The sequence below is a fragment of the Candidatus Thermoplasmatota archaeon genome (assembly GCA_038884455.1).
Taxonomy (GTDB): domain Archaea; phylum Thermoplasmatota; class E2; order DHVEG-1; family DHVEG-1; genus JAWABU01.
On record JAWABU010000018.1, the window covers coordinates 1 to 21,831 of the forward strand.

Below are 21,831 nucleotides of genomic sequence, written 5' to 3' on the forward strand. Positions count from 1 at the left end.
AAGACGTTTTGGCGGTCTGGTGAGACAGAAACGAGAAGATCGACGAGAAATAGCATTATTTTCTACCGCATTCTTTCACAATATTTTTATCACAAGAATACGCCCGGATTAATTCTGTCCCAATGTCTGATTAAACGCAAACATTTATCAAAAAACAAAAATCTGCACACATCAGGAGTATTTTTCTCATCAGTTTTTATGAATGTTCTTATTTGACCAGATATCGTTTGCTCCCACTACATTTTTGATATCAAGATCAGAAAAAAGCCAAGTATCAATCTCTAAATACATTGAGAAATAGATAGATTTTTTATACCAATACAATATCTGCTTATATAAGGCGAGAGTGAGTAAAATATCCGAAAACGATCAAAATCAGGAAGAAAGAATCACATCGGTAAAATCACATGAGGATATTTTAAAACTTTTCAAAGAGATCGAAGAAATCGAAACACGGATGAAAACACCACTAGTTATCGAGGATATTGAAGAAGCACAGCCTGATGTCACTATTTCTCCAAATCTTGAACTCATTGAAATCCAACCAGAGGAAACCGAACCAAATACGCAGCAGATACCAGTTGGTTCGAAAATTTCAAAGAGAAAAAGCGTACCAAAATTTTTTTTCAAAAAGAAAAAACAACCAGAGGATACAGAAGATATCAAAAAAACCAAATTTTTGAAATTTTGGAAAAAAGATACAGAAAAAGAACTTCATCCTACGTTTACATTAAAAATAGATTCAGAAGGAAACTTGATTGGTCTTAATATTAAAAAACCAAAACCACCTCGTGAAAAGAAACAACGATTCCGGTTCCTTCATCGGAAACATGAAAAACCTGATACACAAACTCCTTCGACTGAAACAGAAAAACCTTCTTCTGAGCATGGTTTGAAAGGAAAAATGAAAAGAATTATCCAACGAGTTATACCAAAAAGAAAAACGAAAAAAGAAGGAACCTCAAAACTTGCAGTCTTCGGTAAAGTGAAAAAAATTATCAAAAGAAAGTAGCAAGAGATATTTATTAGATGATAACAATATTTAAATAGAAGGGGCGACTAATATAATACTATCCGGTCTTGGGGGTTTATAGCTATGAGCAACAAACTACAGATGATTATTTTTACGATGTTTATCATATTTTTGTTTTATTCACCAGCTTTTGCTCACCCGGTTTCTGAGAAGCGTTCTATGTCAGAACAAAAAACATCTTTCAATACCAAGTATATTTCTACTAGTTTTGAATCATTGACAATTGAAGGATACATTTCTATTCTTAAAGAATATCTTGAAAACGTATCGGTTTCACCCTCTATAAAGCAGCAACTCTACAGATCTATTGAATTAGGACTTGCTGAGATGAAATACCTTAATATACAGCCAGAACAAACACTTAAGGAAGTCCAAGATTACTACCCAACAGGAATACGAGGGCCTTTTCAACGAGATCATATATTTCTTATGAATTTTTATCCAGATGTTGTTTCTATCAATGTTCTTTTCCCAACCTACAAGATAAATATTACTCATGAGAATGAAACATCAGATACCACTCAGGTATTAGAAATCTTTGTTAAACTAGTTCCTCTTTTTGATTCAGTACAAACGCAGAATCGGATTTTTATCAGGAAATTATATCAAAAGACATCCCCGATATGGCCTGCTATAGGGGGAAGAATTCTTGATAATGATACAACAGTTTTTATTCTCGCTTTTGGTTTAAAGATTGATTGGAAAATGCGGTTCTTCTAAGGTCATTCTTTTAACCAGAACCGAATTCGCTGCTCGCCATTCCGTTCAATAACCGTACTTTCAATTTTTCCCTCTCGTGCAAGCCATCCAATCGCAGTGATAACCTCTCGTCTATTAAGCTGAGTTAATCGCATGATTGAAGGTAAACTAATTTCGCCCCATGCATCAAGAACTTGAAATATTTTTCCGGCATCTGAACCAACCTTGGATGTTAAATTTGTCTCAGAGAGATTCAACGTAGCGTCATGCCGAGCAATTTTGTTTTCTCGTGCAAGCCATCCAATTGCACAATCAAGTTCATCTTGTTTTAATCCAGATTTTTCAAGAAGGATCGGTTCTTCAAGCGGCCCATCAACAAATAACTGCCGCCAGATTTTTCCTGCGTTTTCACCAATAAGTGTCGATATATTTTGATCCATAAACCAACATCCCCAAAATAACGGTATGCAGTAGGTTATTAAAAAATATTATGTTGTATCGATAGACCTGCAAAAGTATATGATTTAGTAAATCTTTCCAGATGTTGGTGATACATCTATGATTAAGATTCATGAAACAGCATACATTGCCCCTTCAGCAGTCATCATTGGTACGGTTACAATAGGAAAATATTGCAGTGTTTTTCCAAATGCAGTACTTCGAGGAGACGAAAATTATATTTCTATTGACGATGGCTCGAATATTCAGGATTGTTGTGTTTTGCATGTCGACACAAAACATAGTCTCGAAATTGGAAAAAATGTAACTATCGGCCATGGTGCTGTTATCCATGGCGCCAACATAGATGATACTTGCCTTATCGGCATTCATGCAACTGTACTCAACGGTGCTACAATACGTAAAGGATCTATCATAGGTGCAGGAGCTGTTGTCACAGAAAATATGGATGTTCCTGAGAATAGTTTAGTTCTTGGAGTTCCTGGAAAAATAATAAAACAAGATGAAAAATACATTCTGTTAAATGAAGAAAATGCACAGATTTATCAACGTCTTGCTCGAAACCATAAACAAGGTATGTATGATCGGTATCAAAAATAACGTCGTACATTTTTACTGTTGTGTTGAACAATACGATTTTTTGGAAACAAATTTAAAGTCGCTACCAATTGCATTGTAGTACTTTTAAAATTCAACGGTGGAGGCAAAAATATATGCATGAAGTTGTAATTGTATCTGCAGTTCGTACTGCTCAAGGTAAATTCGATGGGGCATTACGGAGTTTTTCTGCACCAGAACTCGGTGGTATTGTCCTCAAAGAAGCAGTCAAACGTGCACAGATTCAACCAGAGGATGTCGATGAAGTTATCATGGGTAATGTTGTTTCAGCAGGCCTTCATCAAAATGTTGCCCGGCAGGCAGCTATCGCTGCTGGAATACCATATACGGTTGGAGCATTCCATGTTGACAAAGTATGTGGTTCATCACTGAAATCAGTAATCTTAGCTGCACAAGCGGTTAAATGCGGTGATGCAGAATGTATTGCTGCAGGGGGCATGGAAAGTATGACCAATTGTCCCTACCTCCTTGATAAAGCACGTTTTGGGTATCGACTTTTTGATGGGAAGCTTATTGATGCAATGGTCAATGATGGTTTATGGGATGTATATAATAACTTTCACATGGGCATGACTGGAGAAATTATCGCTGAAAAATATCACATTTCACGAAAAGAATGCGATCAGTTTGCAGTATCAAGTCATCAAAAAGCAGCTCATGCAACAAGAACAGGTAAATTTAAAGATGAAATACTCCCTATTGAAATAAAACAAAAAAACGGAGAATCTTTTGTCTTTTCAGCGGATGAAGGCATTCGATCAAATTCAACCATTGAAGGTCTTGAAAAATTAAAACCGGTTTTTAAAGAAAACGGTGTCATCACTGCAGGTAATGCATCGCAGATTTCTGACGGAGCCTCTGCAGTTGTCGTTATGAATAAAAAGAAAGCAGAAAAACTTGGCATCCAACCACTCGCATCTATCCTAGACTATAATACTATGGGTGTAAAACCAGAGTATGTCATGGAAGCACCAATCCCTGGAGTGCAAAATCTTCTAAAAAAGATGGATCTTACGATCGATGATATCGATCTTATAGAACATAATGAGGCTTTTTCTTCTGCATCGATTGCCGTTATGCGCGAGTTGCACATACCTGAAAAAAAATTTAATGTTCATGGTGGTGCTATAGCACTCGGTCATCCGATTGGAAGCAGTGGATCTCGTATTTTAGTGACCTTGTTGCATGCCCTACATCACTATAAAAAACAGAGAGGACTTGCAACTATTTGTCTTGGTGGTGGGCATGCTGTTTCAATGGTTATCGAACGGAGGTAATCAAGATGGTAATCAAAAAAATTGGTGTTGTTGGCGCAGGTACTATGGGCCATGGGATAGCACTTGTCGCAGCACAAAGTAACTATCATGTTCTCATGTATGATCTCAAAGAAGAATATGTTATAAACGGTTTTAAAAAAATTGAAAATTTCCTCAACAAAAGCATTGAAAAAGGAAAACTAACGCAAGCAGGAAAACAAGAAATTCTACAGAGAATAACACGAACAACTACTCTTGATGATTTTAAAGATGTTGACGTTGTTATAGAAGCTATCGCTGAAAATATACAAGCAAAAAAAGAGGTTTTTAAAAAACTTGACATGATTTGTAAAAAAGAAACAATTTTTGCGTCAACAACGTCAACGATACCAATTACTGATCTTGCGTCAGCAACACAACGCTCTGAGCGGTTTATCGGAATGCATTTTATGAATCCAGTTCCGCTCATGAAACCAATAGAGGTTATACGAGGTCTTCGCACATCTCAACAAACCGCAACTACGATTCATGACATTGCAGTACAAATGGGAAAAACGCCAGTTGAAGTCAACGACAGCCCTGGTTTTGTATCAACACGAGTGCTCTTTGCTATGATTAATGAGGCGATATTTTGTCTGTATGATGGTACAGGATCCGCTGAAGCTATTGATACCATTATGAAACTTAGTTTTAACCATCCGATGGGGCCATTAGAACTTGCTGATCTGATTGGTCTTGATGTATCATTAAACATTCTCAATATCTTATACGAAGGTTTTAATGATCCTAAATATCGTCCATGTCCTCTGTTGAAAAAAATGGTTCAAGCAGGATTTCTTGGTCGAAAAACTGGAAAAGGATTTTATGAGTATCCAACCATGAGGTGAACGATGTCTTTTAAGAATATTATCATCCAAAAACAGAATACGATTGCTCTTCTAACAATCAACCGACCTTCAGTCTACAACGCTTTAGATAGAGAAACACTCATCGAATGTGAACGAGCGTGCGATGATTTTGAACATGACCAAACAATAAAAGTTGTTATTATTACCGGTCAGGGAAAATCATTCATTGCTGGCGCCGATATTAAACACATGAAAAACATGACTTCTTTAGAAGCACAAGAATTTGCTGAACTCGGTCAACAACTTCTTTTTAAAATTGAACATTCACGAGTACCCTACATTGCTGCAGTCAATGGTTATGCACTTGGTGGAGGATGTGAACTTCTGATGGCTTGTGATATTGTGATTGCGGCAAAAACCGCCAAAATCGGACAACCAGAAATCAACCTTGGAATCCATCCTGGTTTTGGAGGAACTCAGAGATTACCGCGACGTTGTGGAATATCTAAAGCAAAAGAACTCCTTTTAACTGGTGATGTGATCTCAGCAGACGAGGCATTCGAAATCGGTTTAGTGAATAAAGTTGTCGATGATGACCAATTAATGAACGAAGTTAACATCCTCGCTGAAAAAATATCATTAAAATCCCCTCTACAACTACGTTTTATTAAAGAGTTGGTCAATAAAGGAGTTAACCTTGATCTGTCACATGCGTGTGCATTAGAACGTGCTTCTTTTTCAGTATGCTTTTCGACGAATGATCAAAAAGAAGGGATGACTGCATTTCTTGAAAAACGAAAGCCCCAATTTCAAGGAAAATAACCTAAAACGTCACCATCTCTTTTTTACCAGCCGCAACAATTTATCAGTGATGATTATTGTTTAGATAGTGCTTTCATTGAAATGTTACCACTCCATTCCTCCGCGACCCAGACATCCTTTGGTATAGGGATGTTTAATATCTAGAATCTCACTGACCATATCAGCAAGGTGAATCAGTTCTGGTGGTGCGTATCGTCCTGTCAATATCAACTCCACCTGGTTAGGTTTATCTTTACATACCTGGATCACATCATCAAGTGATAGTAGATTGAACCAAAGTGCAACAGTAATTTCATCGAGAATAACAACATCATAGTTCCCTTTTTGAAGAATTTCTCGCGCAAATAGTAATCCTTTTTGAGCGAGATCAATATCGATTTGTTCGGGTTTTTCTTTTGAGACAAATTCATTCCGACCAAATTGATGATATGTAAATGTTGCAAATTTCTCAAGTGCATACAGTTCACTGTATTTTTTTCCTTTCATGAATTGAATCAGACAAACCGTGAATCCATGACCAAGAGCACGTAAACCAAGTCCTAAAGCAGCGGTTGTTTTTCCTTGCCCGTCTCCTGTGTAAATTCTAATATATCCCTTTGGTAAGGACATGGAACATCAAAGAGTACATCAATATGTCAATTATATGTATTTGTACCTACGAGAAAAAGAGAATGATACTTCTATCCTCCATCCTCAACTGATGACACATTCCTATCAATAGTCTTAACAACAGTATACATCTCTCATAATACCTTCATTCCTCTAACGAATCAACAGTATGCGATGTCCCTCTGGGAGATAGATTTCCCCCTCCGACGTAGTATTCATCAATAATAGCAGTTTATTGCCCCTATATTCATCAGAAGGTTAACAACCATAAAAAAAACAAAAAGATATGCGAAACCACGAGTTTATCAAGATATAAAAATATCACGATACAAAGTATTCTAGAAAGATAGAAACCTTTATGTTTGATAATTTTATTTCAACCCCCATGCAACTCGAACTTACAGAGCAACAAAAGATGATTAAAAACATGGTTAGAGACTTTGCTGAGAAAGAAATAGCACCTCACGCGAAAGAATTAGACAAAAAAGAAGAATACCCCTCAGCAATATTAAAAAAAATGGCAGAACTTGGTCTTTTAGGAGTTTTTATCCCAACAGAATATAGCGGTGCTGGATTAAATGCACTAAGTTATGCTATAATAATTGAAGAAATATCACGAAAATGCGCAGCAACCGGTGTTATTACCTCAGTTCATAATTCACTTGCAGCATCACCAATTATTCACTATGGAACTGAAGAACAAAAAAAGAAATATTTACCGCTCCTCGCAAAAGGAGAAAAAATTGGAGCGTTTGCAGGAACTGAACCAAATGCCGGATCAGATCTTGGTGCAATGCAGACCACCGCAGTCCGCAAAGGTGATCATTACATCATCAATGGCCAAAAAACATTCATCACAAGTGGACCAAAAGCAGGTATTATCATCGTCTTTGCAGTTACTGATAAAACAGCAGGTACAAAAGGTATCAGCGCATTTATTGTTGAAAATACCATGAAAGGATTTAAGGTCGGTAACACCTTTCAAAAACTTGGAATAAACGCATCATTAACATCTGAACTTATTTTTGAGAATATGCATGTGCCCAAAGAAAATCTCCTCGGCAAAGAAGGCGAAGGATTCAAAATCGCATTAAGTACGCTTGACGGAGGTCGTATCGGTATTGCATCTCAGGCGGTTGGTATCGCTCAAGCTGCACTTGATGAAAGCATCGAGTATGCAAAACAGCGACAACAATTCGGTAAACCCCTTGCGCAGTTCCAAGCAATTCAATGGATGATTGCAGACATGGCAACCCGAATTGAAGCTGCCCGATACCTTGTGTACAGTGCTGCATACAAAAAAGATAAAGGTGAACGGTATTCAAAAGAAGCTGCCATGGCAAAACTGTTTGCATCAGAAACAGCAGTGGATGCAGTGATCAAAGCAGTACAAATCCACGGTGGGTATGGATACACAAAAGAGTATACTGTTGAACGATTGTTTAGAGATGCAAAAATAACTGAAATCTATGAAGGAACATCAGAAGTTCAACGAATGGTTATTGCCTCAAATATCCTTAAATAACTTTAGGTATTTACTTTTGAGATATTCAAAAGTATTCAAAAATTGATTCGCAGTGTTCTACGTTGTGATTTGATACAGCATACTAATACATCGTATCCAATTCACCTAAAAAAGGATAAAACAAAAAAAAACACTTCCTGCAGGAAAAACAAACAAAAGGAGGATATGAACTATGATCACGATCGTTTGTGCAAAGCAAGTTGTTGATGTTTCAGAGATAAAAATTGATCCTCATACTAAAAAACCGATATTGCAAGGATTATCAAAAAAAATTAGCGATATCGATAAAAATGCTCTTGAGGAAGCAATTAAAATTAAAGAAAAAAATGGTGGAAAAATAATCGTACTTTGTGTTGGTTCACCAGATGCAAAAGAACGGCTAAAAGAACTGCTTGCTATGGGTGCTGATGAAGCTGTTTTAATTCCATTTGAAGAAACCTTTGATTATCACATGGTTGCGCAGCTTCTTGCAGGAGCAGTAAAAAAACTTGGTTCTTTTGATTTGATCCTCTGTGGGGAAGCATCAATAGATTTGTTTTCAGGACAAATAGGACCACGGTTAGCTGGAATTCTCAATATTCCACAGATTACCTATGCCCAAAAAATCACCACTGAAAAAAACAAAGTAACTGCTGAACGCAATATGGGAGAAAACATTGTTATCACCGAATCTTCATATCCTGTGGTTATAACAGTAACAAAAGAAATTAACACACCGCGGTTACCGAGTCTTATGCAGATTTTGGGTTCTGCACAGAAACCGATTCATGAATGGAATCCTCAGTCACTACTCCAAGAAAAACCGGTATTAACCACTAAAGTTGTTGAACTTTCAGGAATCTCTATGCATCGAAAGAATATCATCTTTAAAGATGACCTTGATCAATCCGTCCACAAGCTTGTTGACTGTCTGATCCATGAAGGAGTGCTGAGGTGAATTCCCTATGGTATTAGTATACAGTGACGATCATACAATGATGCTTGAACTGCTCGGAAAAGCATCTGAACTCGCACAAATTCTTCACAAAAAAGTCTACGCAGTACTTATTGGTAAACGCAATGAACACCATGCTGATACCTATGGTAAACATGGTGCTGATAAGATACTTCTTGTAGATTCACCTCTTGATACTTTTAAAGCTGAAGAATACACAGAGATCCTTGAACACATCATCCGAGAACATGAAATAGAACTAGTTATGATCGGATCAAACAAAAACGGAAAAGAACTAGCACCTCGTCTCGCAGCAAAACTGAATACCGGATGTGTCACAGATTGCACAAATATATCAGTGAACAATGGAAAGATAACAGTGCAACGAACTATTTATAGTGGAAATGCAGTGGCAGTTGAAGAATTCATGAAAACACCAGCTCTAGTTACCATCCCGCCAAAAACTTTTACGATACAAGCAAAAAATCCAAAACATCAGAGTGAACTGTTGAAAAAATCTATCTCAATTCAACCCTCGTCATCAAAAATTCTGAATATACAAGCAACAAAAACTGAAGGTGTTTCAGTTGAAGATGCAGATATTATTGTTTCATGTGGACGCGGGATAAAAAAGAAAGAAGATATCCAACTCATCAACGAACTCGCAGAAACATTAAAAGGAAAAACAATTGGCTGCTCCCGACCAATCGCTGCTGATTTAAAATGGTTATCTGAAGATCACTGGATTGGTTTGTCAGGACATAAAGTAAAACCAAAATTATATATTGCAACCGGTATCTCTGGTCAAATTCAACATATTGCAGGTATGCGAGATTCTGGTATTGTTGTTGCTATCAATAAAGATCCCGAGGCTTTAATTTTTAGATCAGCGGATTATGGAATTGTTGGTGATCTGTACGAAGTTATACCAAAGCTTACTCAAGCGATTAAAGAGAAAATGAAATAAATACCCAAAAAATATGACGAGAAAAAACGATGTAAAGAAACTCTTGGATATCCCAAACGAAAAAATCCCTGATTTTATTTTTTTACATCTGAGAAACCTATGGGCAGTAGATGGACTATACTATCTCGGTATCGAAGAAAAATGGGGAACAGCCGAGGCGACAACAATTGACGAGCATGTCTGGAAAGTTATGGGAAAAATAGAAGCGCGAAAACTCAAAGAATTTTTCCACCTTCAAGGATCTGATGTGAAATCAATGATGCATGCATTACAGTATTCTAGTTGGGCATTAGATCTAGAAGACAAAGAAATTATCATCGAGGAAAATAGAGCAGTTATTCGAAATACGTACTGTCGTGTACAGACGACTCGTTTAAAAAAAGGATTATCTGAATTTGCATGTAAACCGGTACGACTCGGTTTTCTGAAAGCATTTGCTGCCGAATTTAATCCAAATATCAAAGTTACCTGCACGATATGTCCACCAGACATTCACCCTCAGAATTTGTGGTGTGAATGGGAGTTTCGCCTTTAAAAATAACTATATGAAGTATCGTTATTGCTAATATCTGGAGAAAAGAAGCTATGAAAACGGGAGAAGAGTATAAAGAAACGTTACGGTCGATGCGACCGAATATATATAAGTTTGGTGAGCTGATTACTGATGTTACCACACATCCTGCGACGAAACGAACAATTGAGGGGCATGCCCAAATTTTTGATGCCCAACATAAACCTGAATATCAGGATATTCTGACAAAAAAATCTTCATTGATCAACGAACGGATTTCTCGATATTTATCGATCGTTGAAACTGCGGATGATATGTATGCAAATGTTCGAATGAAACGGCTGATGTTTAACTTAACAGGTACATGTACCGGAGGTCGTTGTGTTGGTTTTACTGCAATCAACGCCATGTGGGCAGCAACATATGATCTTGATTTAGAATTTCACACAGAGTATCATAAACGATTAAAAAAATGGCTTATCGATGCACAGAAACGAGATATCACAGTGTCTGGTGCATTAACTGATCCAAAAGGAGATCGATCAAAATCTCCATCACAGCAACATGATCCAGATATGAATCTGCATATCGTCGAAGAAAAAAAAGATGGAATCATTGTTCGCGGAGCAAAAGTGATGATCTGTGGTGTTGCAGCTTCAAATGAAATTTTTGTCATGCCTGGAGCAGGATATAAAGAAGAGGACAAAGCCTATGCAATTTCTTTTGTAATTCCAAGAGATTGCAAGAATTTGACAATTATCGAAACTCGACGGCCAAGTGATACCCGTGAACAAGAATGCGGGTTTGATATCCCTGTAGATATCGGAGGAATTACGCAGGCGTATCTTTTATTTGATGATGTATTTGTGCCAAAAGAACGTATTTTTATGTGCCAAGAATATCCATATTCATCAAAAGCAGTGGTACATTTCATCGCAATGTACCGAGCGGCGATCGGTGGCTGCGTTGCTGGTCAGGGTGATGTTATGATCGGTGCTGCTGCATTAATCGCTCGTGCTAATGGATTATCAGAAAAAGTTTTTCGAGATAAGATAACCCAGATGAGTATCAACAACGAAACAACATTTGGTATGGGAATTGCTGCATCTGCATTAGGAACACGACATCCCTCAGGTGTCTGGTTTCCTCATACTCTTCTTTCAAATGTCAATAAAGTCCATGTCGCTACCTTACCCTATGAAACAAAACGCCTCGTTCAGGAAATCGCCGGTGGTATCGGAGAAACCGGATGTCTTCCATCATGTCAAGATATTCATGATCCCAAGTATGGAACCTTATTACAAAAATATTTAAAGGCATCTTGTTCAGGAGAGACCCGTGCGAAAATCAGCCGTCTTATTGAATGGCTAACCATTGGTGCTGGTGTTCCTGGATGTATGCATGGAGGAGGATCTCCGGCTAGCGCAAAATTGATTATCAACGCACAAACCGATATCCAACACTATATTGCATTGGCGAAACGACTTGCACACATTACCGAAGACATTCAAGTAGAACAGAAAAAGAAATAACGTAGTATGTCTAAGAAATTTGTCTTTTTGCCATGTCAACTTAAAGAATTTGAGCAGAACATCTCCACCGGGAGATAAACCTCATAACTATGTTGTTACGTTCATGATCTTTGCTAGTTTTATAGAAACTTTTTTAAAGCAATACTTGTACCAGTATTGTCAATACGTATGTGGGGAGAACAATTTTCAGGCAAGAATTGTACAGAACCATGGTATGAACTGTACAACATCACCTAAATATAATCTCCGACAAAAAGGAGATTATGACGGAGCTTAAGTGGTATGGTACATCAAGGCAAAAGGTATATAAAGTTATAAAGATAGATATATATAATGATTTGAATAAATATATGTTGGGGGAAAATAAGATGGGTGACACCGCACATCTATATAAAATAAGAAATTTTATATCTCATACAACAAAACTTACCACTTTCTTTTTAATAGCACTCTTCTTTTGTAACATCTTGATACCCTCGGTAGCTGCACTAGCATTTCATCAAGCTCAAAAAGCTCCAGCCGCCTCTTCAATATATACCGGAACGGGGATGCAGCCACCAATAGCACGTATCATCGTTACACCAGGAACGCAAGGATCCATTAATCAACTTTTTACCTTTGATGCATCAACATCAACCCAAGGATATGTACTGCACAATAATCTTTTAACCAGTGAATCACTCAATAATCATGTCAGTTATTCACGACCTATTCAATCACTTCAACAGATGTCAATCCCACTCGCACACGATATTGTATTGAACATGCCTCATGATATTTTCTCTATTGAGCAGAAAAACAGTGATGAAACCATCGCTGAAAAAACAGAGTTTACCAAAAAAACACCATCATCATTTGACGAAACACAATCATCAATAAATCAAGAAAATAGTATCAACCCCGTAGTTGCATCAACGAACGAACAAAACCAAGAAACTCTCCAAAGATTAGAGCCAGAAAACACAAATAACCACGTATCTACCGAACCACTTCTTGGAGAATCACCCTCGCAAGAATCTGACGAAATCGAAGAATCAACACCGCAAGAATCATACCCAACGCAACTAGAAACACCACCTGAAACAGGACAACTCTCAGACGAACAACTAGACATCATCGCGCCTGAACCAGAACAAAATCCTGCAGAAAACCAGCCACCTCAATCAACCTCAGCAAACATCTACCATTGGGATTTCGGCGATGGAACAACCGCAACGGGAATGATTGTCACCCATCAATATACTGACTATGGATACTATACTGTTCTGTTAACCTTTACCGACGTAAATGGATTAACCGATACCGAAACTGTTCTCATAACAATTATGCCTGAAAAACCAACACTTTTCGGTACATTTACTGATCATGGTTTCAAACTCTACTGGGATGAAAATTCGGCAGAAAACCTCTATTATAATATTTACAAAGATTCAACCTACATCGGTTATACCACGGGAACACAGTTTTATATAACAACCATAGACAATGCTTTCTATCAAATAACCGCCGCTGTGGAATGCTCAGATGGTACACTTGAAAGTGAAAAATCGAATGGAATCCACGTAACCATGCAGAGAACTCTTTTTTCACCGGTTGCTATTATCTCAGAATCATCAACCTTTGGATTCCAAGGAAAACCCATACTTTTTGATGGGTCAGAGAGTTATTCTCCAAATGGAGAAATAATAAGATATCAATGGATGTTTGGAGATGGAACCACAGGTTTCGGAAAATATCTTTATCACACGTATTCCAAAAAAGGAAACTACACTGTTTCTTTAACTGTTACTGATGAGTATAATCAAACCGATACAACAAGTATTTTGATACTCGTAGTAAAACCAAATATTCCCCCAATTGCACTATTTACTGCCGAACCGATTCATGCAACCGCTGGAGAGGATATCACTTTTGATGCAAGTGCAAGTTTCGATCCTGATGGAACAATCATATCATGGATGTGGGATTTTGGAGATACCACAACAGGATCTGGAAAAAAGATTAATCATAGTTATTCCACAGCTGGAAATTATATTGTAACACTGACTGTGATGGATAATGATAAATCAGCTCATTCAAACACGACCCTCATCATTGTTACTGATGCGAAAAATACAAACAATCCAGAAGTAAGTATTAAAAATCCAAAACCAGGATCATATATTCTAACTATAAGAGCACCAAATTCTGCAGGTTTGGTCAGCTACAGTATTGACTGGGGTGTCCAAGGACTAAATCCAAAAAGAACACCTTTTTTTGATCCAGAAACACAAGTGTCAGCATCGTATACGTATACACAATCAGGAACCTATCATATTACAGTTATTGCATATGATGAAAACCATCAAGCATCGTTACCAACAACAATCGAAATAATCGTTAATCTAGAAGAAAATCAAAATCATCAGCAAGCAATGGCAACAAACGTTGACATCGAAGATACAGTCCAAGGAAATGTTTCTATATCGATAGTTATTGTATTTGGAGTAGTTGCAGTAAGCCTTACAATACTCTCTGTTTTCCGACAGAAAAAAAAGAATAAGTTATAACTTATTTTTATTATGTTATGTTCAAAAAATTAATTCTTAGTGTATAAAATCATACTACAATTTTACCTGTCATTATCATCGTTCAATTTACCCTTGTGCGTAATTTGGAAACCATCCCAAACATCTAAAAATTTCTCCATTATCAAATGAAATCTGTATTTTTTTAAAAAAGCAATGATAGTAGGCTCATCGACTAAAGAATACCCTTTGCTTGTCAATGTTGGAGTTGAAATAATATTTGCATGAACTAACTTATTTAAATGATATGAAAGAAGTTGTGCAGAAATATTAAGATGTTGCTGAAGCTCGTTATATTTTGCACTTCGATGGATCAATAGATATATCACAATTTTCATCGGTATTTTTTGTCGGAGTAAAGAAATCAGCATTCTTTCTTGTTTATTGACGCCAGTGTCAGAAATATAATAATATTTTAAATAATTATTTTCATCTCGAATAGAATAGATCATTTTCGCTTTTTCCATATATCTTAAATGATAATCTGCTAAAGAAACCCGAATATTCAATATTTCTGCGATTCTACTGAGATGTAATCCTGGATTTTCATTAATGAGAGTATAAATCTGATTTCGAATATCGCCGGTTCTTCTATATTGTATTCCCTGTTCTCTTTTTGTTGCATAATATTTTTTATATCCTGCTTCATCAACTCCTTTAATTTCATTAATTTCTTCTAATATCTGTGTATGATGCTCAATAATAGGAACGCTTAGACCGGTCAATTCAGCGATTTTGTGAAGATATATCCCAGGATTTCTAATGATTAGATTAAATATCTTTTTTTGGATTTCATGTTCATATTGGTTTGTCATAAGATTATCTCTTTAACGTAGCTAGAAATAAAAGTAATAAAACACAAAGATCAAGCAAGCCATTATCGAAATACGGTTCAATTATTGAAAAAATTAAAATGTTAAAATAACGGAATGTTACTATTATTCCTTTTATTAAAAATATAAAAAAAACACCAGAAATAAATAATAATTTTTCATTTCTATATTTTCGAAAACAAACTACAGAAAGAGCTAATAAACCTATAGAAAAGGTCGTAATACATGCTCCTAAAATCAAATTTGTAAAATCCATTTTTTCCTCTCCTCATTTTTTATATAACATAATTGTAAGTATCATTTGTTTTTTCTCCTTTTGTGTAAAATATAAAATAATGGTGGATAATGTAGGTACAAACTCGGGACAATAAATATGATTATACATATTATACTTAGGATAGTATAAATCAAAATCGCAATCGGCGTCGTTAGTAAATTTATAACTTTTTTAAGGACAATAGTATGTTCACTAAAATTGGGTATAAAAATCAATACATGGATTTTTTTATCAGAATCTTGCGTAATATAATATTTTGGATTGTTTTCATGAATATCTGTATTTAAAAGATCAGTTATATTATTCGCAATAGTTAGTATTTTTTGATTGTCATATTCGACACTTATTTCTTCATGGGAGCCTACAATAGTTTCTTGATTTAGAATTATAACCAGAATACTACTTTGTGTTTGTTCGCTACTAATATTCAATGAAATTTGTTTTTGTTGTTCATTATAGATGATAGATCCAATGGACAAATCAGTATACGTCAATTTTTCATAATAAATTGATTCTTCTGTTTGATTAAAAATTATTTCTCCGCCTATTTTTCCTTCAAGTATTGCATTATTGATATATTCTCTGATCAAACTATTCGGTTGGACAGAAGAATCAATTCTTTTTAGGAAAAAATCAAGTTGAACAGCGGTATTTTTATAGATATCAATGGTTTGTGTCTGTGGATAATATCCGATTTTAGATACTTGAATATGATAACTTCCTTCAAAAAGTGGTTTACTATTATACAGACCATCTTTTGAAATAGTACACTCTCTCTCAATATTGTTGCCAATGTTATAATTAATACAAATTGTTACATTTTGCAATATGTTATGATCTTCATCGTAGATTATCCCAAAAACCCATCCATGATTTTTTGCACTATCGTCTTGATTTAAAATCGATATTATTTTTGTAATTGATGGATAGTTTTCATACGTTACTACTAATGGAAAAACAGTATTTCTAGTAACATACGGAGCTGAAATAATAATTGTTCCAAATATATCTGTTTTGTAGGTTTTTCGTAAAAAAGTAACTGAAGCTTGATCAACTGGTTTTCCGTCAACAAGGACAGTTACAGTAAAATTTTCCCCTTCTACTATTTCAGACGGACATTCAACTAGTAATGAAGATATCGACTGATTAATAACCTGCAGAAAAGGTAAGGACCAATCACTTTCTGCATTATATATATCTCTTGCTCTGATTTGGACTGTATGAATCCCTGAGGTTTTCCAAGAATAACTTTGTTGTACTGAAAAATTTGATTGATACGGGCCGAACCATTCGGTAATAACCGTATCGAACTTCCATTGATACCACAGTAGATCTCCATCAGGATCATCAGTCTTTGAAGTAAAAATATAATTTTTATGTATTTCTCCAAAGGTTGTTCCAATCGGTTTTATCGGCTGTATAGGGGCATTATTTTCACCAAATCCGATAACAATTTTATTGTTTGTTGCAACCCAAATTTTTCCATTCGAAACAATAGGTTGTCCATTTGCTGTGTACTCTCCAGTACTCGCTTGCCAAATAACAGAAGAAGTGCCATTGTCATTTCCAAGTGCATCAAAACAATAAAACTTTCGTGGTTTTACGGAAACATACACTTTAGAATCTGCAACAATGGGAGAAGCAGATGCCCATGTTGTCGTACCAGAAAATGTATAATCCCAACATACCTTTAATTCCCCTTGAGTAGCATTGAAGGTCAAACAATAGATTTTATTTTGACTCGAATAAGATGTTCCAAAGTAAATATTCCCATAAGCAGCAGTGATATCTGTGAGAGCACTCACTGGGTGAATCTGATACTCAGCAATCAAAGTTGTTGTGCCGTCGCCATTGCCTTCTGCATCGAGACAAATTAACGATGAAACACAGCCAACATAAACTCTATTATCAACAACAGTACATGCTGTTGCTCGTGGTGATCCTTCTATTAGATATCTCCATTTTTTTTCACCGGTATCTCGATCAAGGCAATAAATAAAGGAAGTGCTCTGAAAAGCTCCTAACAAAGAGTTACTTGCTGAAAAATATATCTTGTCGTTTTGGCATGCAGCAGCAGTAAAAATAGTTTCATTTGCTGTGAACGACCAAATCAACGTACCATTCTCATCGATACAATACATCTTTTTATCGGTCGAACCAACAAAAATTTTTCCATGATCTACCGTTGGTGATGCTTTGATAGTATTACCAGTTTCTATTGTCCATTTGACAGAACCAGTTTCAGTATCGAAACATAGAAGTTTTGAACCAGATCCAACATAAAGTTGATTATTATTCACAGCAGGAGTTCCATAGATTAAACCATAACTCTCTTGTAAATTTTTTTTCCAAAACACTGAGCCATTGTATGCATTGATACAGTAAAGTGATCCATCGGAGAAACCAACGAATAGCTTTCCATTAAAAAAAACAGGATATCCGGCAGCTTCACCTTGATTTTCACTATCTACTTGTTTTATTAGAAATGTCTTATTTGTAATTGGTGCAGATGTTGGAGAGAAACTTGTGTTTATTTCATTATATCCATATTGAGGCCAATTAGCGACAATTGCTGTCGAACAGAATGACAAGAAACAAAAAATCACCAATGCATATGTACATAATTTTGATACCTCTTTATTCATATACCCATCCAGTCCTAATTACATAAATGATATCATAAATCCTATATTCAAATTTTTTGTTTAGAAAAAATATGCGATAATAAAAATACCTGATTCTAAGTAAAATACTCTTACAAAAACTCAAAACAATTTTCAATAAAATATTAATATTGTTTGAATCCAACTTATGTATGAAAAATAGGGTGATCTTTTTTATCATCTTATTTTTCCCCCAATTTCCCCATCTTGTATATGTCAAAAAGGAGGTATATGATGAAAGAAGTCAGATTTGGAAAAAAGCTGATATTTATATTATTGCCGGCAATAGTTTTTTTGACCTGTTTTGTTTCTTACGAAGTCAAAGCAGGTATCGGTGAAGATGGGCGTTCTGTATTTGATGGTGATTGGTATGATGTTTGGCCATACCCTGCAGGTACAATTCAAATCGGAGCGTTCTATACAACTGGAGGATGGACACTTAAAGACGGAGAGTGGACATACCTACCAGCAGGTGTTTATCGTATTTACAAAACCATAGTCAGCTTTCCAGATAGCATTCTTGATGATTATCCTCCGATTATTATCGTCTTTCAAGAGATACCTGTTTAAGTAGAAAGTCTGAAGAATAATAAAGATTAATATTGCATGTCCTAGTAAGGATATTTCCCAAAAGAGTTTATCCTTTAAAAAAACTAAAAAGGTGTTGAAAATGAAAAAGATAGGAAAAATGTTTAGTATTTGGGCTAGTGTTTGTCTTATAGTTATAGCAATACTACCCATGGTATCATCAGATAATCATCACGCAGGAGATAATGCTAATAATTTAGATGAACTTAAAAAAGCAGCAAGAGAAATAAAACTAGTAAAAGATCCATTATGTGGTTTTCTTAGAGTATATCTTAACATGAAGAAAATGTCAGATCCAACCTTCACATTTGAAGACTATTTTGAAGAATTTATAAAACCTCGATTGGAAGAAATGAAACTTGATATCAACAATGATCGGATAGAGATTATTCCTATATATTTAGATTAGAAGTAAAATAGAGTAACTACACTCAGCGATATACGTCTAAGAGTTCTAATTTTATTTATTAATTATTTTTTTCATTAATGTATATAATTTTTAATTTCTGGTCATACACATAAAAAACTCTTACAAAAACTCAAAACTTTTTCAATAAAGTTTATGTATTGCGGCAGAACTTTTATTAATCAAGTTATTAAAAAAATAAACAAAAAATAAAAAAAATTAGGGGGAAAAAGCAAAATGAACAAAAAATATGTAACTATCTTAGTCATAGTGCTAACGCTGGTGATATCTAATTTTATAGTACAATCAGTAACAGATTCAGTAAATGATGGCTCTGAAGCCACTAAAAATACAGATTGGTGGTTCATGTTTCAACATGACTTACAACACACGGGTTCTTCAACATCTCATGCCCCAGAAACAAATAATTTAAAATGGACGTATCTAACTAATGATATCATTAGTTCTTCTTCTCCGATCATTGTTAATAATAAAGTATATATTGGTTCAAGAGATAAAAAAGTATATTGTTTAGATGCAGAAGGTTGTTGGAATGGTACCACGAATGTGATCTGGAGTTATACCACCGGCGGTACGATAAATTCAACACCTGCATTTGCTGATGGAAGAATTTATATAGGATCTAATGATAAAAAAGTTTATTGTCTAGATGCAAATGGCAATGGTGACGGTACAACAAATGTCATCTGGACCTTTGAAGATTCGTTTGGATTTGAATCATCTCCAGCGGTAAACGATGGCAAAGTCTACATTGCTTCAAAAAGTAAATATGTTTATTGTCTTGATTCTTTAGGTAACAACGATGGTACGACGAATCGTATATGGTCCTACGAAACAGGAGATATAATTACTTCATCTCCCGCAATCTTCAACGGAAAACTCTACATCGGATCAAAAGATAAAAAGATATATTGTCTTGATGCAAATGGCAATGGCGACGGCACAACAAACCTCATATGGTCCTACACCACAGGAGGCGCAATCAGTTCGTCTCCGGCAATTGTTAACGGAAAACTCTACATCGGATCAAACGATAAAAAGATATATTGTCTTGATGCAAATGGCAATGGCGACGGCACAACAAACCTCATATGGTCCTACACCACAGGAGGTGCGATCAGTTCCTCGCCCGCAGTAGCAAGCGAAAAAGTATACATTGGTTCACAGGATAGAAAAGTATATTGTCTTGATGCGAATGGCAATGGCGACGGCACAACAAACCTCATATGGTCCTACGCCACTGGAGGTGTGATCAGTTCCTCGCCCGCAGTAGCAAGCGAAAAAGTATACATTGGGACACAACTGAAACAAATATTGTGCTTTGATGCAAATGGCAATGGCGACGGCACAACAAACCTCATATGGTCCTACACCACAGGAGGCGCAATCAGTTCGTCTCCGGCAATTGTTAACGGAAAACTCTACATCGGATCAAACGATAAAAAACTATATTGTTTCGAAACTCCAAGACCATCTCAGCCGATCATTTCTGGAAATCATGATTGGAAACCAAATCAGATCGTTTTTATTGAAGTTCGATCGACTGATTCAGATAATCGTCCGATTCGATATGGAATTAATTGGACTGGACAAGATATAACATGGTCATCATATTATCCTTCAAACACAACCCAAATATTTACCCACGTGTATACAACTTGGGGGGTCTATACTGTTGCAGTGATAGCAGAAAACAACGTTGGTGCAAAAAGCCCATGGTCATATCATACGATCTATGTGAACAATTCAAAGCCAACAGATCCTGTTGTTACTGGTCCCACTGAAGGATGGTTATATATATCATACAATTTCACTGCAGAATCTACTGATGACGATGGCGAGAGCCTATATTATTATTGGGATTGGAATAATGATGGTATATGGGAGGATTATGGACCGTCAGTATCCCATGCATGGACACAACCAGGAATGCGTACTTTTAAAGTTTGGGCTTATGATGGACAAGAGTTTAGTAATAAAACTACATCATCTATACTCATCAGAAATCATATACCTGAAAAACCTACACTTACCGGACCGACAGAAGGAATCACAGGTGTATCATATACCTTTTTTGTAAATACAACTGATGAAGATGGAAATTACGTTAAATATGGATTTGATTGGAATGGTGATGATCAAATTGATCAGTGGACTGTGACATCTGTAGATCCAACGGTACCGTATCCAGTACCTCATATTTTTACTGAACCAGGAACGTATACGATTAAGGCAAAAGCAAAGGATGAGTGGAATACCAGTGATTGGTCAAACACCCTGATTATAACTATTAAAACACCAGCGAATCTTTCAGTTATAAAGATCGGTGGTGGTGGATTGTTTGGTCAAGGTATATTTAACAACATTGGCATTAAACGAATTCAAGCAACTATTGTCAATACAGGACAAACAAGTGCATATAATGTTACATGGAATATCACACTTTCTGGTGGAAATACGGGAGCATATATCTTTGCTGGAGAATTTGCCCAAGGATTTATTCCTCAAATTGAAGGAGAACAATCAGTGATTATTATTGATAAACCAGTACGCGGTATCGGTACAGTCGACATCATTATTACTATTAAAGCAGAGTTGATGCCTGATATTGTTGTAACAAAAAAAGCACGTCTCTTCTTTGGGCTAATCTTCGTTCAGTAATG

21 protein-coding genes are annotated in these 21,831 nt (G+C 35.9%); 16 read left to right on the forward strand and 5 right to left on the reverse strand.

Translation table 11 applies throughout. From position 1 onward, the window contains the following. The 3 genes from QXL17_04300 to QXL17_04310 all read left to right on the forward strand — a co-directional run. A partial coding sequence (locus QXL17_04300) for an ISNCY family transposase (GenBank protein ID MEM4258356.1) occupies positions 1-112 on the forward strand: 112 nt, incomplete at its 5' end. A 234-nt stretch (positions 113-346) separates the two neighbouring features. Further along, positions 347-1,012 carry a hypothetical protein gene (locus tag QXL17_04305; GenBank protein MEM4258357.1) on the forward strand — a complete coding sequence of 222 codons (666 nt, stop codon included), beginning with the start codon at positions 347-349 and terminating at the stop codon, positions 1,010-1,012. An 84-nt stretch (positions 1,013-1,096) separates the two neighbouring features. After that, positions 1,097-1,753, forward strand: coding sequence for a hypothetical protein (locus QXL17_04310; protein ID MEM4258358.1), 657 nt, complete (start codon positions 1,097-1,099; stop codon positions 1,751-1,753). Between the two features lie 2 nt (positions 1,754-1,755). On the opposite strand, the gene QXL17_04315 is transcribed toward QXL17_04310, so the two are convergent. Next, complete coding sequence (locus QXL17_04315; GenBank protein MEM4258359.1) at positions 1,756-2,172, reverse strand: winged helix-turn-helix domain-containing protein; 417 nt, start codon at positions 2,170-2,172, stop codon at positions 1,756-1,758. Positions 2,173-2,290: 118 nt separating this feature from the next. On the opposite strand from QXL17_04315, the gene QXL17_04320 reads away from it, so the two are divergent. The 4 genes from QXL17_04320 (at position 2,291) to QXL17_04335 (ending at position 5,735) form a co-directional block, all read left to right on the forward strand. Further along, a complete protein-coding gene (locus tag QXL17_04320; GenBank protein MEM4258360.1) occupies positions 2,291-2,791 on the forward strand; it encodes a gamma carbonic anhydrase family protein in 501 nt (166 codons plus the stop codon). A 113-nt stretch (positions 2,792-2,904) separates the two neighbouring features. Next, positions 2,905-4,086: an acetyl-CoA C-acetyltransferase gene (locus tag QXL17_04325; protein MEM4258361.1), complete on the forward strand. Its 1,182-nt coding sequence runs from the start codon at positions 2,905-2,907 to the stop codon at positions 4,084-4,086. A gap of 5 nt (positions 4,087-4,091) precedes the next feature. Next, positions 4,092-4,952: a 3-hydroxybutyryl-CoA dehydrogenase gene (locus QXL17_04330; GenBank protein MEM4258362.1), complete on the forward strand. Its 861-nt coding sequence runs from the start codon at positions 4,092-4,094 to the stop codon at positions 4,950-4,952. Between the two features lie 3 nt (positions 4,953-4,955). Further along, positions 4,956-5,735 carry an enoyl-CoA hydratase-related protein gene (locus QXL17_04335; protein ID MEM4258363.1) on the forward strand — a complete coding sequence of 260 codons (780 nt, stop codon included), beginning with the start codon at positions 4,956-4,958 and terminating at the stop codon, positions 5,733-5,735. Between the two features lie 84 nt (positions 5,736-5,819). On the opposite strand, the gene QXL17_04340 is transcribed toward QXL17_04335, so the two are convergent. Continuing rightward, positions 5,820-6,344: a cob(I)yrinic acid a,c-diamide adenosyltransferase gene (locus tag QXL17_04340; protein MEM4258364.1), complete on the reverse strand. Its 525-nt coding sequence runs from the start codon at positions 6,342-6,344 to the stop codon at positions 5,820-5,822. A gap of 385 nt (positions 6,345-6,729) precedes the next feature. Between QXL17_04340 and QXL17_04345 the strand changes: the two genes are divergently transcribed. From QXL17_04345 to QXL17_04370, 6 genes are all read left to right on the forward strand, one after another. Beyond that, a complete protein-coding gene (locus QXL17_04345; protein MEM4258365.1) occupies positions 6,730-7,869 on the forward strand; it encodes an acyl-CoA dehydrogenase in 1,140 nt (379 codons plus the stop codon). A gap of 172 nt (positions 7,870-8,041) precedes the next feature. Beyond that, positions 8,042-8,806 (forward strand): electron transfer flavoprotein subunit beta/FixA family protein, encoded by a 765-nt coding sequence (locus QXL17_04350; GenBank protein MEM4258366.1) that lies wholly within the window; start codon positions 8,042-8,044, stop codon positions 8,804-8,806. Between the two features lie 7 nt (positions 8,807-8,813). Beyond that, the gene (locus QXL17_04355) at positions 8,814-9,770 is read left to right on the forward strand and encodes an electron transfer flavoprotein subunit alpha/FixB family protein (GenBank protein MEM4258367.1); all 957 of its coding nucleotides are present in this window, start codon (positions 8,814-8,816) and stop codon (positions 9,768-9,770) included. A 13-nt stretch (positions 9,771-9,783) separates the two neighbouring features. Further along, positions 9,784-10,305, forward strand: a complete 522-nt coding sequence (locus QXL17_04360; protein ID MEM4258368.1) for a DUF6125 family protein — start codon at positions 9,784-9,786, stop codon at positions 10,303-10,305. 50 nt (positions 10,306-10,355) lie between these two features. Next, positions 10,356-11,813, forward strand: a complete 1,458-nt coding sequence (locus tag QXL17_04365) for a 4-hydroxyphenylacetate 3-hydroxylase N-terminal domain-containing protein (GenBank protein ID MEM4258369.1) — start codon at positions 10,356-10,358, stop codon at positions 11,811-11,813. A 368-nt stretch (positions 11,814-12,181) separates the two neighbouring features. Further along, complete coding sequence (locus tag QXL17_04370) at positions 12,182-14,362, forward strand: PKD domain-containing protein (protein ID MEM4258370.1); 2,181 nt, start codon at positions 12,182-12,184, stop codon at positions 14,360-14,362. A 62-nt stretch (positions 14,363-14,424) separates the two neighbouring features. On the opposite strand, the gene QXL17_04375 is transcribed toward QXL17_04370, so the two are convergent. Genes QXL17_04375 through QXL17_04385 form a run of 3 tightly spaced genes read right to left on the reverse strand, consistent with a single transcriptional unit; the run spans position 14,425 to position 18,135 of the window. After that, positions 14,425-15,195, reverse strand: a complete 771-nt coding sequence (locus QXL17_04375) for a hypothetical protein (protein ID MEM4258371.1) — start codon at positions 15,193-15,195, stop codon at positions 14,425-14,427. Between the two features lie 4 nt (positions 15,196-15,199). Then, on the reverse strand, positions 15,200-15,469 hold the full coding sequence (locus QXL17_04380; GenBank protein ID MEM4258372.1) for a hypothetical protein: 270 nt from the start codon (positions 15,467-15,469) through the stop codon (positions 15,200-15,202). A 41-nt stretch (positions 15,470-15,510) separates the two neighbouring features. Continuing rightward, positions 15,511-18,135: a PQQ-binding-like beta-propeller repeat protein gene (locus QXL17_04385; protein ID MEM4258373.1), complete on the reverse strand. Its 2,625-nt coding sequence runs from the start codon at positions 18,133-18,135 to the stop codon at positions 15,511-15,513. A gap of 249 nt (positions 18,136-18,384) precedes the next feature. Here QXL17_04385 and QXL17_04390 point away from each other — a divergent pair, with 249 nt between their 5' ends. From QXL17_04390 to QXL17_04400, 3 genes are all read left to right on the forward strand, one after another. Beyond that, complete coding sequence (locus tag QXL17_04390; GenBank protein MEM4258374.1) at positions 18,385-18,723, forward strand: hypothetical protein; 339 nt, start codon at positions 18,385-18,387, stop codon at positions 18,721-18,723. A 100-nt stretch (positions 18,724-18,823) separates the two neighbouring features. Next, positions 18,824-19,150 carry a hypothetical protein gene (locus QXL17_04395; protein MEM4258375.1) on the forward strand — a complete coding sequence of 109 codons (327 nt, stop codon included), beginning with the start codon at positions 18,824-18,826 and terminating at the stop codon, positions 19,148-19,150. 234 nt (positions 19,151-19,384) lie between these two features. Continuing rightward, entirely contained in the window at positions 19,385-21,829 is a 2,445-nt protein-coding gene (locus QXL17_04400) for a PQQ-binding-like beta-propeller repeat protein (GenBank protein ID MEM4258376.1), read from the forward strand. The last annotated feature ends 2 nt before the right edge of the window (positions 21,830-21,831 follow it).